Consider the following 16,800-nt stretch of genomic DNA (forward strand, 5'->3'; position numbering starts at 1 on the left):
TCTTGGACCCTCCCGTCCAAGAGCTTTTTAATGAACTTCAGTTATTCCTGCCGTAATATAACTTAAGATTCGGAATATCCACCAGGTACAGGATATCCACGCCTTTGGCGCTACGCTCCACTGCCAGCCGCTCGATCGGTTTGCCAGGGGCCAACGAGGTTTCGGTCCATCCGGTTCCGCCCGCATTGACGGCCACGAAAGCCCGATCCGCACCACTTTGCTTCACGTAATAGATTCTCGCTTCCGTACCGGTCCAGGTAACGTCCACCGCAGCTCGCGTTGCCGCAGCATCGTAAACGGTCTGCAGCACCCAGCCTCCGGCGCCGTAGGTTGCCTGCTTCACGGCGAAATTCGCGCTGCCTGCTTCGCGATAACGATAGGCGATGATCGGATTACCTGCGGAGTCCACCGTCAGTTTGGCGCTTTGTACGCCGGGTCCGCCTGGATCGTCGCCGCTTTGCACGTAGGTTTCTCCAGGGGCTAAAGGTTGGACGATATCGGCCGTAGTCAACGTTGCCGGCAGCGACACCGGCGTTCCATCTGCCTGGGTAAAGACGCCTGTGGCCGGGCTGTACTTCAGGTACGACAGCTCATGGCGCAAGGCGCTTGCGGCAAAATGGGCCCACTCGAACAAAATATGCATATCGCCGTTGGCATCAAAAGCCAGGTCATCCGGATAAACGGACCGATTCAGCGTCGACGCAATCACACCAATCTGACTCCAAGTGGAGGTAGTATTATCCCAATGGAACAAGACGCCTTCCCGTTTCCCCGCAGGATCTTTGGCCGCACGTGCGAAGAGATACAAGTCTCCGTTGGGTGCCGTTTTGACGATCGGATAAGAGATTTTCATCTCTGGACCCGGCATATCCGCCGAATGATTCTGAGGAGCTCCGCCTACCGTATCCGAACGAAAATATCGCCAGTTATTATCATGCATCGAGGCAAACACATGAAACCGGCCGCTGCCGTCCCTCGCGATGGAGGGCTGATTGTGACCTAAATCGTCGATGTACTCAGCTACGACGGACCCATTCATAACCGGGATATTGCTCCAAGCCCCCGTTCCGTCTCTTCTGGCGATATATACGTTATGCTTGTCTGCGGTGCCCCCGGGCGCATTATAAGCCAAATAAGCATATTCATACCCCGTCCCGTACGTATCCAGCGGTGACCACCATCCTGCCTGGTTACTGGAATCCATCGGGTAAGGAGCCTCCGTAAGCTCCGCAGCCGCATATCCCGTAGATGTCGGAAGCAACGTCATCAACGCCACGAACCAGAGCCCGATTCGCCAACCTTTTCCCCTTTTCACTTTTCCCGCCTCCTCGAATTGAAATCGTTTACAAATTCATCCCCCGATAAACTTGGTCCTCCCGGTACCGGTACAAGCGTATCACGCCCTCTCGAGCCGGAATAGAAACAAAACAACGATCCGAATAGAACGGAATTACGCATTTTTGCTAAAAGTAGAACATTTCTCCTTTGCCACACAACTCCCCCGATTCGAGCGAATTAACGCCCGCGTTCGAACCAATATCCCGGGATTCCGTGGGCAAGGCGCATCAACGCTTCGAGAAAAAAGTAATCCCCCCAGATCACATAATCATCGATTGCGATGCCGCCTCTCACATAGTAGGAGCCGTGCCGCAGGAAGCCCTCACCCTCGCTCTCACCGTTCGTCGCACCCGAGAAACAATGCTTTGCCAGGGCTGCCACAGAACGTTCGGCGAAAGTCAAAAGCTCCGCCCGGTCCGAATCATCGGCGGGCAAATGCTCCGCAAGCTCCAGGACACCGCACGCCGCGATTGCGGAGGCCGAGCTGTCCCGAGGTTCGCTTTCTTTTTGCGGCGCATCAAAATCCCAATACGCAATCTGATCCTCAGGCAGATGTTCGATGAAGTAACGGGCCAACCGCTTGGACGTATCCAAAAAAGCAGCGTCCCGGAAATAACGGTAAGCCAGCGCGAAACCGTAGATTCCCCAAGCCTGCCCCCGCGTCCAGGTCGATCCGTCGCGGAAGCCCTGATGCGTGCCGCCTCGGACCGCATCACCCGTCGAGGTGTCGAAATAAAACGTGTGATACGAGGAGCCGTCGCCTCTCACCAGGAAACGTTGGCTTTGCTCGGCATGAATCCGGGCGATGTCGGCATACCTCGGATCCCCGGTTTGCTCGCTGGCCCAATAGAGTAACGGCAAATTCATGAGGCAATCGATGATGATACGTCCGCCATTAATTTCATCTCCCTCGGGGCCCCAGGCTTGCAGGATGCGGGCAGTTGGCCGCCACCGTGTCAGCAGCAAATCGGCTGCTTCCAGGGTCGACTTCCGAGCGGCTTCGTCTTGTTCAACGATCCACTGCGCTCCGGTGGACAACAGATACAAGAACCCGATGTCGTGATGCTCCAAATGGCTCTGCATCGCTAATCGTTCTTGGAAGGTCGCCGTGGCCGCAGCGGCGACTTGCCGAATGGCTTCGTCCTTGCTGTACTCATAGCTGAGCCATAAGATGCCCGACCAGAAGCCTTCCGTCCAGTCGGTATGCTCCACCAGCTGGTACTTGCCGTCTCCTTGGCTGACATGGGGGAAACCCGTCTGAAAACGGGAGACATTCGCGCGCGTCATGTCCAGCGTTTGTTCGATCAGTTGATTCCAGTTCATTTTTCTCCTCCTGTTGGTTGGTGAGATGGATGTTCAGATTACATAACGACATCCACACGGACGGACGAGCGTCCGGGATATGCCGGCAAGACATGGCCCTCCAGCGGCTGACCGTCGACGGTGATGGATTTAACGCCTTGGCAAACCCGGCTTTCGTTGCGAACCGTAATCTCATATTCGCAGCCGCGGAACCGGCGCTTCACCGTGAACCCTTCCCAATCCGAAGGAATACAAGGGTTGACGGACAGGCCATCGAGGACCGGCTTGATGCCCAGGATATATTGCGTTGCGGCGACGTACATCCAGGCGGCCGTCCCCGTCAGCCAGGACACGTTGGCTAATCCGAACTTGTCGGATTCCGGCCCGAACAAATTCGAGGCGTAGACATAAGGCTCCGCCTTGTACCTCCACAGGCCCGCTTTATCCATCGCCACGTTTGGGAGCAGTTGGCGGTAATATTTATAGGCGAGATCCCCGCGCCCGAGCAGGCATTCGGCAATAATCGCCCAAGTATTCGCATGGCAAAAGACCGCCCCATTCTCCCCCGTCCCCTTGTTGTAATTCGTCAAAGGATCAGCGGGATCGGGGAACGTGCTGATGGAAGGATTGATTTTCTTGATGCCCAGCTCCGTGTCCAGCAGCTCATGGACGCTGTCCATCGCCTGCCAGCCTTTCTCCGGATCAGCCATGCCGGAGAGAACCGCCCAGGTCTGGGCGTTCAGCCAGATTTTTGCCTCATCGTGCACATCGCTGCCAAGGAAGCGGCCGTCATCCATAATGGCGCGGCGGAACCAGCGCCCGTCCCAGCCCAGATTGTTGACCAGATCGCGTTGCTGCGCATACATCGCCTCATACTTCGCGACATCCTCGGGGTGACCGGCGGCAACGGCGAGATCCACCATCCGCAGCAGCACCCAGCCCAGTTGCATGGCCGTCCAGATGCTCTCTCCCCGTCCCTCGCGGCACACCCGGAACAGCTGGTCGTTCCAATCCGACCGCAGCATCAGCGGGAAGCCGTTTGGCCCCAGCTTCGACGCCGTAAAATCGATCGCGGCCTTCAAGTGCTCATATACCGTACCTTGACCGCCATCATAATAGGGTACTTCCGCTTGCAGGAATCCGGCGTCCCCGGTTTCGGCCAGCAAATCCCAAGCCGCCAATGCCGGCCATAAATGGTCATCGGAATGGATGCTCGTCACCGGTTCCCAACCTTCGTTCGGGAAAAAGTAGTGATTTGCGTGCCCATCCCGGTACTGCTGGCCGAGCAGCAGCCGCAGTTTGCCCAGCGCTTGCTCCGGATCAAACGGGACGACCGCCAAAATATCCTGCGACGTGTCCCGGTATCCAACACCACGGAACGTGCCGGTGGCATAAAAGGAAATATTGCGCGAAAACAGGAAGTTGCGATGCGCCTGATACGGGTTCCAGATGTTCAGCATCCGCTCGGCGTCCGGATCCGGCAGCCGGCAATTCCAAGCGCCGAGATAACCCTCCCATAAGGAGCGAAGCCCTTGAAACGAACGCTCTACAAACTCGGCTTCGCGGGAGCGCGTCAGCGCCTGCTCCACCTCAGCTTCATCCCGGGCTGTGCCTAGAAAGATATGAAGAGTCCGGCTTTCGCCTGGCTGCAGAGTGACCTTGAATTGCAGCGCGCCACAGGGGTCGCCGCCCATCAGCGTCGATCCGCGGCAGCCTCCTTCTTCAATCGCCGCTGGATTCGCCTCGCTGCGATAGCTGCCGATAAATTCCTCGCGGTCGCCGTCATATCCGGACAATGGCGTGTCGGAGGCAAAATAGACCAGCGGCGTCTCCTCCGGCTTCGGTTGATTTTCGACGCCGTACCGATACACCAACGCCTCAGACGGATGGTATTGCACAGAGACCTGATGTTTGTTATAACATTGCCACTGCAGCTCGCGCATAAATTCCATCATCCCGAACTCCACGTAAGCGTAGACGTTCAGCTCCTTGGCCACCGGGGTCTCATTGGACAAGGTTAATTTCCAAACCAGCGAATTTTCGTAGGGACCCACGAAATATAATGTTTGGGCGGCGATCCCGTCCCGCTTCGCTCCGAATCGGGTGTAGCCGAGGCCGTGGGCGCTTTTCCAAGTTTCCGGTTTGTCTGCGGCAGGTTCATTGGTGGGACACCAGTACGTCCCCGAGTCCGCGTCCTGGATGTACATATAAGGGCCCGAGCGATCCATCGGCAGGTGAAAAAAACGGTAGCGCGTAATCCGCCAAATTTGCGGCGATTTATAAAACGCCACCCCGCCGCCCGCATGGGACAACATCGTATGGAACGTGCCGTTGGACAAATAGTTCATCCACGGGGTCGGCATGTCGTGCCGGTGGAACTCGATTTCTTTTTCCGCGTCGCGGAAGGAATAATAGCTATGCGGGGCGATTGATTTCATGGGAATCCACTCCTTTAAGTCAAACAAACCACAAGATTAGCGACAATTTCGATAAATTGGTTGTTCTACAAGAACAATGGGTTTCTAACGGAACCCAGAGACGTTATTCGCTCAAAAAAGGGGAGCATCCGATTCTAACGGAACGAGAAGGCCTTATTTGGAGTGATATCAGCGAAATAGCCACCCTAACCCTCGAATAAGGTCACCCCTTTCCGTTACAGCGGGAAATAGCCGGGAAATGGGCGAATAAGGTCTTTTAGATCCGTTACCGTTCACCCGAGGCCGCCAAGTCTGCCTATTTGGGCTCCACCTCGTTTAGGGTCAAGCTATACGACAGATCTTTCATGTAGCGGCCGTCGGGATGAAGAAAGACCAAACCAAAGTCGATATCCTCGTCGGCGCCACGCACGATGGCGATCAAACGGTTTAAGCCGGGATTCAGAGCCAGTTCCTGTTCCGGCTCTGGCACCAGCTCGCCGTTGAGCACAATTTCAACCGTGGTCGAGGCACCGGCGAGCATGCGCAGCCGCCCTCGGCGGGGAGCCGCCCCCTCATCCGGTACGGTCACAAAGCAGCTGAGAAACCACGGATCTTCTCCCGCGTTGGCGATGTGCAGTAGGCCGGTGGAGCGGCGTTCTTTTTTCTGCATCCAGCCGTACAGGCCTTCGCCCAAATTGTTCAGCGAAAACTCCCGATCGGTGTAGTAGGCTCTCATCGCTTCGTAATCAACGTAAGGCGGACAAGGCAACGCCATCATGGTTTCCACGGCCCATTCGCCGTCGCCCTTCTCCTCGCTTAGCAGCTCATCGTCAAAAGACGCACCCAAGTTAGCCAGCAAGCGAGTATAGAAACGTTGCGCTTTATCGCTTTCGGGATCCGGCAACAGCTGGGAGCACACCACGGTTCCGCTCCCGACCTTGGCTTCCATCAGGAACGCGCCGGAAGGCTGCGCTTTCTGGCGATTGATCTCCACTAGCGCGAGGCGGCTGTATTCGGCGGTGTACCCCTGTACGAAGAAATCCTTCCAAGCCGTGTCTTCCACGCTGGTGCAAAGCACGTCCACGCCTGGGGCTTCCAGGCGGTGGGTGGCGAGGACCCGGTTGACCACTTCCCGCGGCGACAAGAACACCTTGTCGAAGCCAAACAGGTCAACCGGGCTGAGCCCGCGGGCAGTGGCGTGCGCGTAGTCCGCCGCCAAATGGTACGTCTCGTGCGGCGCCACGCGCACGGGACGGTCCAGCAGGCGGGCCAGCGCCGCCTGCTGCAAGGGCTCCGCCGGCAGGACGAGCACGCGTCCGCCGGCTTCGGCATGGCGCCGGACGGCTTCCGCCGCCCCCGGCGCCTCAAGCAGGCAGGCTTCGGCCACCAGCAGGCCGAAGCCCTGCCCGGGCGGCATGGCGGTGCCCCCGCCATGCCCGCCGAGCGCCAGCGCCGCGGCATCGGCCAGCGCGGCGTGCCGCAGCCGCAGCCGGCCAAGCAAGGCGGCGGCGGGGCCGCCGGGGCGCACCAGCGCGGCGGTCGGCAACGCCGCCGCGACCTCGCCCTGCTCCCCGGCCGCGCCGCCCATATATGCGAGCAGGTTGCGCAGCAGCAAGCACGCCTGCGGCACGCTATCGGCATGGCCCATCAGCTCCAGCTGATTGGCCACCATCCGGCCGCGGCCGTGCCGGTACTCCAGAAGCGGCGACCACAGATCACCGCCGTCGCCAAAATCGCCTGCGCTGCACTCCAGCAGCAGCGTGAAATCGCCGCGAACCGGCTTCTCGAAGGCGGCGCGGATAATCGGACGCGGACCTTCCTCGGCAAGCTCCGGCTGCCAAAACATCAGGTCATCGTCGCCGATCCAGGAAATCGCCGGATGGCCGTAATCTCCGGCATGGGCGCGCTGGAATGGGCGCCGCGACAACGTCAGCTTGCCGAGCGAGAGCTGATTCTGTTCCAACAGCAGCAACCGGCCGCCCCGCGCGACATACGCCTGGAGCAGCCGCTCCAACGTGCCGTCCGCATCCTCTGCGTAACTTCCGATGACCAGGAGCCCATCGGCCGGTAGACAGAGATCGGCCAACTGCTCCCGGTCCACCCGTTCACAGCCCGGCACAAGCCTGCGGATCGTCTCATAATCCGCATCGTTCCCCCAATAAGCCACCGGCCGGTTGACGGGAACGGGACGGCTCCGCAAGCTGGCGGAAAAGATCCGGTAGTTCAACCGCAGCTCATGAACCGGCTGTCCGTCGTGAAGAAGCGTTGCCGTGAGCTCCGCCTGTTCTTCCGACTGGACGGGCAGCGGCTGCCAGCTCATCCGGAGCACCTTCGGCTCCGCAGGGCTTTGCGTGAACTCAAAGCTATCCTCATGGACAAGCGTATCTCCTTGCTTCACGGTCAACTTCACCATGACGTTTCGGCTCGACAGTGTGTCATTGTACACGTCAAAGCTGCGGTCAATCGGCTGGTCGTCATAGAAACAGCGATCATATTCAGCCGCGATGATCGTCACCGGCTTAAACGTCTCAGCCATCACCGCAAAAGCGGGATTCGGCCGGTACCTCGGCTCTTCCTCCGGCAGCAGACCGTTATGGAGCGTCAACGAATAAGCCGGAATCTTCTTTGGCTTCACGCCGGGGAGCTCATCGTCAACCGGCGTCGGGAGGAGCACCTCCCGTTCGGGCATCGCCCGCATGAAGTAGTGGGCGAAATTAAACGTCGATAGGCCGGACACCCTCTGGCGTCGTGCATATTCCACGAACAGCCGCTCTTTCTCCGCCAGGCCTAGGGTGCTTTCATCGGTCCCGCGGTAAGCCCGCAGCCCAATGTACATGCTGCTGTTCTGTGGGCAGATGTACCACCAGCCGCCATGTTCGCCAAAAGTCAGCGGAACGGTGCGATCCCATTGTTCGATCGTCCCGTCGATGTTGTAGTGACGGCTTTCCACCTCCGTATGCGCTTTGGGAAGCAGCCGGTTATCCCCCTCAGCGATAATCGCCCGCGTCGGGTCCATTTCCCGAATGGAGGCCATCAGACCGGGGAGATGCTTCTTGAAACCGTCCCGTCCGTCCACCCAGCGCATCTCGTTTTGCACGCTCCAAAGGATGACGGAGGGATGGTTTTTATCCCGCCGGACCAACCTGCGTACATGCAGCCGACAAGCCTCCAAAAAGTCGGGATGATCCGCTTGCATCGACTTGCTAGAGCCGTAAATGGCCGTTTCGTCAACGATCAGCATCCCTTCCTCGTCGGCGATCCGCAGATAATCCGCCGGATAAGGCTCCGCGTGCAGCCGGATGCTGTTCACCCCAATGGAACGGCACATACGGTACCAGTTGCGGATATAACCTTCCGTCTGCTGGGTCCCGCCTTGAAAATGCCACGAGTCGCCGCGCAAGTTCAGCGGAATCCAGTTCAACCTAAACTGCGGGCCTTCGCACCAAAACTCGCGAAAACCAAATGTCTCCTCCCGCCGATCAATGACGCGTTCCCCATCCAGCAGCTCGAACTCGGCCCGGTACAGAAACGGCGAATCGGAGCTCCACCACGTGGCGTCCGCCCAGTCTAAATCGAACGAAACGCGGAAGACTTCCCCGCCATGATCGTTCTCGCACAGCCGCTGCCACCGGGCCGACTCGGATGAAACCGGCTCAATCGCCCGTTCCGCCATTAGAACCTGCTGCCCCTCCCCGGTCGTCCTCCTTGGAGGTCCTCCATCATCGGGGCTCGAAGCCAGCACCCCCAGTTCGCAAACGCGAAGCCGGACACGTAGCGGTGCATCCCCTGCAATCGCAGCCTTCCCTTCCGTCCCGCCGATCACGGCGTCTGCCTCAAGTCGCCCGTTCCGGACGGAAGTGCGCAGGGTGACGTCCTCTAAGGCCAGCGCCGGGTAACTCTCCAGATAAACATCCTGCCAGATTCCCCGGCAAACACTGCCAAACCAGGAGCCGACGAGACCGGTCACCTTCTTGGCTCCAGAGGGTAATGTCGTTTGATCGAAGCTCCCGCAGACGAGATGCAGCTCATGCTCCCGCCCCGGTGTCACGGAAGACGTGATATCCAGCCTTAGTGGCAGATAGCCGTCCTCCCAGACGGCGACTTCGTTGCGGTCCAAATAGATAACGGCTTTCTGCATAATGCCGTCCAGTCTCAGCACAATTCGCTGACCCGCCATCTCTTCCGGCACCCGAAAGTGGCGATGCAGCACGCCAGCCTCGGCGTCGTCCCATTCCTTCGGGTAACCGTACAAGTCCATCGGAGCAAAGCCATGTTCGGGGATTTCGCCGAAACGCTTCCCAGCCGCCTGTGCGTATGAATGTCTCCAGCTAGAAGGAATCCTCACCTTCTGTTCCTCATAGACGAGGGATTCCGGCAGCGTGCGGCGCCGCGGCTCACCATACAGCGGCATAAAATCCCATTCTCCGTTCAGGCATAACGTATGACGCATCGTGTCTCCTCCTCCATCCGGCCAAACGCCGCGTGCAGCACTAGCTCCAGCTTCCGCCAAAGCTCCTGTCCTGCCGGAACCCCCGTCCACGGGATAAAATGCGGTTCCATCGCTTCTGCCCAGCGGACCGGCTTGAGCGACGTGTTGAGCTTCCCTTCGTAAGTGGCAGGCTCAAGAGTCGCAGGCTGCTCCGAATAGAAGAACAACAAGCTCTCATGCAGGCCGATGATGCCGTATTTGTCCCCGTCGCCCGGCTCTTCCTCTTGATATTGATAATGGTGGTAGATGTAGCTCGCGACTTCTTCGGGCTTCAACCTGGCCAGCCTTCCATAAGGTTCGGTCAAGCGATCCGAGTGCCGCCAAGCCGCACCGAAAGCGGGTTGATGGTAATGAAAAATATCCGTCATCGGCACCCACCGCCGATCCATCCCCGTCTCCGTCTCCCCTCCCGGCCATACAGCCAACCGCTCGCCAGCCGCCATCAGTAGCTGCTCCGGCGTAACCGCCGCCTCCCGCAGACATTCATAATACAGATAGTACCGATTCCCGTCGGCAAACAGGCTGAGGTGATCTACATCCAGCTGTTCCATCGCTTCGGTGAGCCCAAGCGAAACTTCCGGGACCCGCCAGATCTTGGCCTTCCCAACTCCTTCTAGACCTTCGGCCCGGTAAATGCACCGTTTCATGGCCAACCTCCCAATAGATCGGGGAAATCTATTCGATAAATCGCATAGATTTCCCCGTTTATGTCGATTTCAAAGGAATATATCTGAAATTTCATATATATTAAAGCTTCCGGAAGAGGAAGTCCCACAATCTATATGAAAAATCGCATAGAATCCCACTTTCTAGCCGCGACCGAGGAAATGTATTCGATAAATCGAATACATTGATCTCGCAGCAGGAGTCACGGATTCAACGATACCCGAATATCGTCATACAACAGATAGTCAAACCCGCTGACATAAAAACCAACCTTCCCCAGCGGCCGATGGTTCGGATCGGTCCCGGCGATGCGCAGCGCACCGTCGACGTAGGCGGCGATGTCGCCCCCCTTAACGATCACCTTCACGGTATATTCCGTATCCGGCTGCAAATCAAGGCCCGGCAAATCGGCTTCCGCCAGCTTCTGCCAGCTGATGTCGTACAGGATCCAGCCGGAGGTTCCGTCCGCCCGCGTCCGGTAGCCGATCCGGGTGGATCCAGCCGCGTCCTGTCGGTCGAAAATATACATCACCCCACCGTTCTCGGGCATCACCACCGGCGTCTTCAGCGTAAACTCCAGCACATAGGACTCGAAGTCTCGGTCCAGCAAACCGGTAGCGCCGTTCAGGATCTTGTAGCGGTGATTGCCGTCTGGATCGGCCGCAATGCTGCGGTTTGGATCGACGGGCCAACCGTTGCCGCCGTTTTCAAAATCCGTCTCATGCATCACGTTGGATACGGTGACCGAGATGTCCGCTTTGATGAGCGGATTCACCGCGGACACCGCCGTGATGATCGTTTCCCCTTCATACACGGCGTTCACGACGCCCATCGCATCCACCGTCGCCACCGCCGGATCGGCCGATTGCCACGTAACCTCCGTCTCCGGAGTATCCGATGGATCGAAGGTGAGCTGTATAGACCGCTGTTCTCCGGGAATCATCCGAATCTGACTCTCAACCGGAAGGATCCCGGCCAGCTCTGTCGACAGCGCTTTAAACCGGATATCGTCAAACAGCATGTGGCTGACGCCGGCAACGTAAAACCCGACTTTGCCCTCGGCGTTGTGTCCGGGATCGTGGCCCTTCAACCGAAGCCCGCCGTCCACATACACGCTGATGTCGCCGCCTTTGACGAGCATTTTGACCTCATATTCCGTGTTGGGCTGTAAATCGTGGCCCGGCAGCTTCACTTCCTTCAGAATCGCCCAGGCAGGATCGTACAGCAGCCAGGCCGAGCTCCCGTCAGCCCGGGTTTTGTAGCCGATCCGGCTCGACCCACTGCCGACCTGACGGTCAAAGAGATACAAGGTCGCAGCGTTTCCCATCGTCTCCGGCGTCTTCAGCTTGAAGCTGAGTTCGTATTCGGAGAACGACTTGGAGCTCAGCGCCGAAGCTCCGTTCAGCACCTTGTACCAGCGGTTTTCGCCTTCCTTGACGATGCTGCGGTTCGCATCCTGAGGCCAGCCATTCGCTCCCGATTCGAAATTGGTGAAGTCCATCACGCCGTCGCCAGCTTCCACCGTGACGTTCACTGTAGCCGTAAACTGAGGATTTTCCGCCGATGCCACCGTGATCAACGTCTGACCTACCGCCTGGCCAGTGACAACGCCGCCTCCATCGACCGAAGCGATGGCCGGATCGGCCGAGGTGAAGGTCAGCGCCGGATTGTCGGCATTCCAGGGCAAGACCGCTGTCCGCAGCTTCACCGTCTTCCAGCGATCGACCGTAACGTTGTCGTCATAAACTGCGACGCCCTGTACCGGATAGCTGTCTTGACCGAGGGTCGTGCCCGCTTTTCCTTGGACGCCGATCTGATCAAACGGGATATCCAGAAATCCGGGAATTCGCTCGAATACTTCCGCATCCGAACGCAGCGACAGGTCCCCACCCGCCAGATTAACGAAACCTGGATCCTCCGCCGTAACCCAGTTGTTGGCATATTGAACCAGTCCAAATTTGTCGTACGCCCCGTTTTCATTGGTTGTCGAGCTGCGCGGGACTACGGGATTGTAGATCACATTCCCTTGAAACGTATTCGTGTCGGGATAATAGCGATTTTCCGTGAAGAAATTGGCCAATTCCGGGTATTTCTCCAAATAAGGCGTACCGACAAAGTTGTTGTTGGCTGCAAACAACGCCAGCCACTTCGGCATATAATTCATCGGTACCTGATCGTCCGGATCGTCACCCAGAAACAAGTCTGCATAATCGTACGGAACCTTACTGTCCACGAAAATATTGTTGCGCGTCAGGATGTGCGAGCCCCCGTTATTCTTAATCGCCGAATTGCCCATTTTATAGAAAATGTTCTCGTCGATCGTCAGCCCCATCGTAAAATTGTCGGGATACACGCCTTCAACCCCGGGTTTCGTTTCCCCGATATGGTGGAAATAATTGCGCCGGATCACGGTCCCGCGCTCCTGCGGCGTTTCGCCGGCGTTCATGTAGATCGCGCCGAGGTCGGAGAACGTTTTGCATACATCGTAAATGTTGTTGTATTCCACCACATGGTCGTTGCCAAAAATCAACACGCCGGGATGAGGCGCATCATGCAGCTCGTTGTGTTCCATCCGGTTCCCCACACCCGACAGGAGAACACCGGGATTATAAGCCTTGTGATAATAGGCAAAATCGTGGATATGGGAATTCTTCACGACGTTTCTGCCTGGCGAGAGCGTCGTTTTGTCGCCGCCCGTCAAGGTCACGGCCGTCCCGCCGATGTGATGGATATGCGTGTTTTCGATCGCGTGGTCCGTGCCGGGGACGCCTTCGAAGTCGTTGTAATAGAACCGGCTTTGCGTGTTCACCAGTACGCCGCTGTTGGTGAAGTTGCGAATTTCGCTGTTCTGGATCTTCATATGGCTGCCGCCCATGAACACCGCCGCCGAATCGCGGCCATTCTCCAGGATCAACTCGGAGAAGTTGATGTAAGAAGCGTTCAGCGCATTGATCATCGGCGATCTCAGCATTGTGACTTCAATGGTCGGATCGGCCGTCATAAATTCCGCATTCGGCAGAAAATACAACTTCCCCGCTGAACGGTCGATGTAATACTCGCCGGGCATATCAATTTCCTCCAGCAAGTTTTGCGCAAAGTGGAAATCGGGGTACCAGTTCTTGAAAATCCCGCTCATCTCTCCGTAACGAAGCGTAATGGTCTTGGCAGCCGGATCGATGGAGGCGATCTTGTTGTACGACCACTCCCAGCTATAGCCAAAAATCCCGTCCAGCCAAATGTCGTCCGCCTGCGTCCAGTATTGCGGACGATCATACGTGTACGTAAACGTCCCCCCTCGCGTATGCACTTCCCCATTGGGGTCTTTCCGCGTCGGTCCGGGATCGAGGATTTCGTCCATCTGAACCGTGCCCTCGTTCGGCCAGCGTGCTAACGTCATGCCTTGCCCGTTAACGTACAATTCCATCGGCGGCACCTCGCTCAGATCGTTGGCGAGATAATACCCGTGACGGCTTAAATTCCCATAATCCGTGATGCCAAGCCCCACCAAATCCGCCACCAGCACCTTCTCCCTCGCTTCAGGACTGAGGATGCGGCTTCGCACAGCCTCATCGACAACCGGACCAAATGCCGATTTCTCCAGCAAATCGGATCCGGAGATGACCACCTTCTCGCCGGGGTACGCCGCGTAGGTAATCGGCTTGTTTGCCGTACCCGAATCCTGTTCCCGCAGTTCGAAGCTCGCCGATCGTTCGTAGCGGCCTTCGCGCAAATAAACCGTGACACCTCCGGGGGGCAGCCCTTTCTTCGCTTTCAGTTTCCGAATGGCGTCCCGGGCTTTCTCCAGGGTCCGAAACGGAGCCTTCTTACTCCCGTTGTTGGAATCGCTGCCGTTTGTGGCTACGTAATAAGCCGTGTTGCGGGGATGGCCGGCATTGCCGGAATGGCCGTTTTCCGCTGCGGAAGCGACAGGTGATGCTACAGGATTTAACGTGAATAACAGACTGGCGATCATCAGCACGAGCCAACTTTTCTTCGTCATCGTTTTTCCTCATCCTTTCGCATGCGATATGAACGGCTTTGCCCTAAACTCTACGAGCAAAGCCGTCCCTCACAGCGGGTTCCTCCCTATCTCCGCTCCACGTACTCTCGTTCAGGCGAGTTCGATTACTTTAATCCCTTCTCCTTCAGGAACGCTTCAAATTGACGAGTAACCTCTGCCACATATTTTTCCTCGCCCGCTTCTTTCAGCTTGCCATACAGCACAGGCCACGTTTCGTCAAAGTCCAGCGTACCGGTGAGAATCCCCCGCTTATACTCGCCCCACACGGCGTTCAAGTTGGCAATCTCCGTGTTCACCGGTTCGGAATTAAACTTGAAGGCGCCAACCGGGTTGACTTCGGCTTCCTGATTGATTTTTTTCGTTTCTTCCCAAATGTTCTCCGGCTGTCCTTGCTTCAGGTACGAATTAAATACGCTGCCAAAAACCCAGTCCATATTCGGGCGATACCGGGTATCCGGCAAGGCTTCGATATAATCACCGGACTGTTTTTTGTAATGGACGTCTTCAATCCCGTTACAAATCAGGTTGTAGAGCTCTTTGTCGGTATTGATCAGATTGAGCAGCATCATCGCCCGCTCCGGATTTGGCGAAGTGCGGCTGATCGACTGGTTGGTCGTTGCCGAATAACCGTTGGAATACCAGTTGCTGATCGGAACCGTGATCACCTCATTGCCGCCGTTTTTCGCCATCACCTCGGCCTCTACGCCTGGCTTCAGCGTGACGTTGAATTCCACCGCGATTTGCCCTTTGGCTTCATAATCGGTAAAGTTGGCTGTTGCCGCATCCTTGTAAATATAACCTTCCTTGTACCATTTGCTGACCAGCCGGTAATTGTCCAGCTCTTCCTCGGGATAACGGTTTAACGTGTAGGTCGGGTCGTTGGTCTTGATGAAGAAATGATTGTCGAGCCCCGGTACGCCCCAAAACTGATCATCATGCACCTGCGGGATAAAATCGAAATAATTACCGAAGTTGCCAAATGGGATGATGTCCGGTTCGTTTTGCTTGATTTGGGCCAGGAACGGTTCAATGTCCTCGATTTTTTTGATGGATGCCGGATCCAATCCGTATTTATCGGCAAAACGCTTCTGCACGATATAACCGTAACGGTTGCCATTGATCTGCTGGTTCGGAATCCCGTAAATTTTCCCGTCGACGGTCAGGCCGTCCCACATCACTTGCGGAACGTCTGCTTTCAGCTCGGGAGCGTACTTGTCTAACAGGTCGTCGATCGGCTGGATCGCCCCTTTGCGCACCAGCTCCTCCGGCTTCAGCATGTAACCAGTCCAAAGGATATCAAACTTCTCGCCTGCCGCCAGCACAGTGTTCATCTTTTGCACATAATCGCCGATGACGATTGGCATCATTTTGACGGTGGCATTCAGCTTCTCCTTCACGATCTTGTTGACCGCTTCCTCCACCTTCGCTTGATCCGCCTGCAGTTGGGTTAAAGGATAATACCAGGTCAACGTGACGGGTTCAAGCTCGGTTGTGCCTCCCGTTTCCGTCGTTGGGGCATTCGCGTTTTTTCCGCCGTTTCCGGCGTCCCCGCCGTTGCTGCTGTTCCCGTTACCACCACAAGCCGCAAGTACGGATGCCGCCACCAGCACCAATGCCAAAATACCGATTAGCCTTTTTCTCATGTCTTGACCTCCAATATTTCATATGGATTTGTTCTATGTTAACCCTTGAGGGAGCCAACCGTAAGCCCTTTCACGAAAAACCGTTGAAAGAACGGAAAGATCACCAGCATCGGTCCGCCCGCCAGAACGGCGATGGCCATTCGCGCCGAGTTGTTCGGAAAGCTTGCCAAATCGATGCCCAACTGCTGGGTAAACTCAGAGTTCGAGGTAAGAAAGTCAATGCTCTTCAGGGTGCGCACCAACAGCAGCTGCAGCGGCACCTTGTTGGGGTTGTCGATATACAACATCCCGTTGAACCATTCGTTCCAGTAGGTGAAGGAGATCAACAGGCCCAGCGTAGCCAGCGCCGGCGTGGACAACGGCAGAATGATGCGGAAGAAGATACGGAATTCCCGTGCCCCGTCAATTTTGGCCGACTCGATGATTTCAATCGGGATTTTCGACATGAACCCTTTCATGACCATGATATTAAACGGCGAGAGCAGCACCGGCAGGATTAATGCCAGCAAGCTGTCCTTTAGGTGCAGGTATTGCGTCATCAGAATATACGAAGGAACCAGCCCGCCGCTGAACAGCATCGTGAAGAACACATAAAACGTCGTAATCCGGTTATACCGATAGTCCGGCCTGGAGATGACGTAAGCGGTCATCGCGGTTAACAGCAAGCCGGCCAAAGCCCCGATTACAGTTACCGTAATCGTCACCCCGTAGGCCCGAAGCAAGATATCCGGAGCGTCCAGCATATATCGGTACGCGTCCAGGCTAATCGATTTGGGGAAAAATTGGTAGCCGTTTTGGGTGATCGCCTTTTCGTCCGTTAAGGATACGGCCACAACGAGCAGAAACGGCAGGATGACAATCAGCGACAGGACCGTAAACAGGAGATGGAGACCGATTTGGGAAGGCTTGGTCGTTTTAGTCATG

The 16,800-nt window shown here is 56.7% G+C and carries 8 protein-coding genes; all 8 read right to left on the reverse strand.

Annotation, left to right across the window (positions count from 1 at the left end; genetic code table 11):
* Positions 1-37 precede the first annotated feature (37 nt).
* Positions 38-1,315: a BNR-4 repeat-containing protein gene (locus M0651_RS15050; RefSeq protein ID WP_248552569.1), complete on the reverse strand. Its 1,278-nt coding sequence runs from the start codon at positions 1,313-1,315 to the stop codon at positions 38-40.
* Positions 1,316-1,515: 200 nt separating this feature from the next.
* Positions 1,516-2,661 (reverse strand): glycoside hydrolase family 88 protein, encoded by a 1,146-nt coding sequence (locus M0651_RS15055; protein WP_248552570.1) that lies wholly within the window; start codon positions 2,659-2,661, stop codon positions 1,516-1,518.
* A 38-nt stretch (positions 2,662-2,699) separates the two neighbouring features.
* On the reverse strand, positions 2,700-5,078 hold the full coding sequence (locus M0651_RS15060; RefSeq protein WP_248552571.1) for a GH36-type glycosyl hydrolase domain-containing protein: 2,379 nt from the start codon (positions 5,076-5,078) through the stop codon (positions 2,700-2,702).
* 295 nt (positions 5,079-5,373) lie between these two features.
* The gene (locus M0651_RS15065) at positions 5,374-9,507 is read right to left on the reverse strand and encodes a glycoside hydrolase family 2 protein (protein ID WP_248552572.1); all 4,134 of its coding nucleotides are present in this window, start codon (positions 9,505-9,507) and stop codon (positions 5,374-5,376) included.
* Positions 9,486-10,193, reverse strand: a complete 708-nt coding sequence (locus tag M0651_RS15070; protein ID WP_248552573.1) for a hypothetical protein — start codon at positions 10,191-10,193, stop codon at positions 9,486-9,488. The genes M0651_RS15065 and M0651_RS15070 overlap by 22 nt, the downstream gene beginning before the upstream one ends.
* Positions 10,194-10,414: 221 nt before the next feature.
* Positions 10,415-14,212, reverse strand: coding sequence for an Ig-like domain-containing protein (locus tag M0651_RS15075; RefSeq protein ID WP_248552574.1), 3,798 nt, complete (start codon positions 14,210-14,212; stop codon positions 10,415-10,417).
* Positions 14,213-14,337: 125 nt separating this feature from the next.
* Positions 14,338-15,876 (reverse strand): ABC transporter substrate-binding protein, encoded by a 1,539-nt coding sequence (locus M0651_RS15080; protein WP_248552575.1) that lies wholly within the window; start codon positions 15,874-15,876, stop codon positions 14,338-14,340.
* 38 nt (positions 15,877-15,914) lie between these two features.
* Positions 15,915-16,799: a carbohydrate ABC transporter permease gene (locus M0651_RS15085; protein WP_248552576.1), complete on the reverse strand. Its 885-nt coding sequence runs from the start codon at positions 16,797-16,799 to the stop codon at positions 15,915-15,917.
* Position 16,800: the final 1 nt, after the last annotated feature.

Source organism: Paenibacillus mellifer (assembly GCF_023195895.1).
In the GTDB taxonomy this organism is placed as follows: Bacteria; Bacillota; Bacilli; order Paenibacillales; family Paenibacillaceae; genus Fontibacillus; species Fontibacillus mellifer.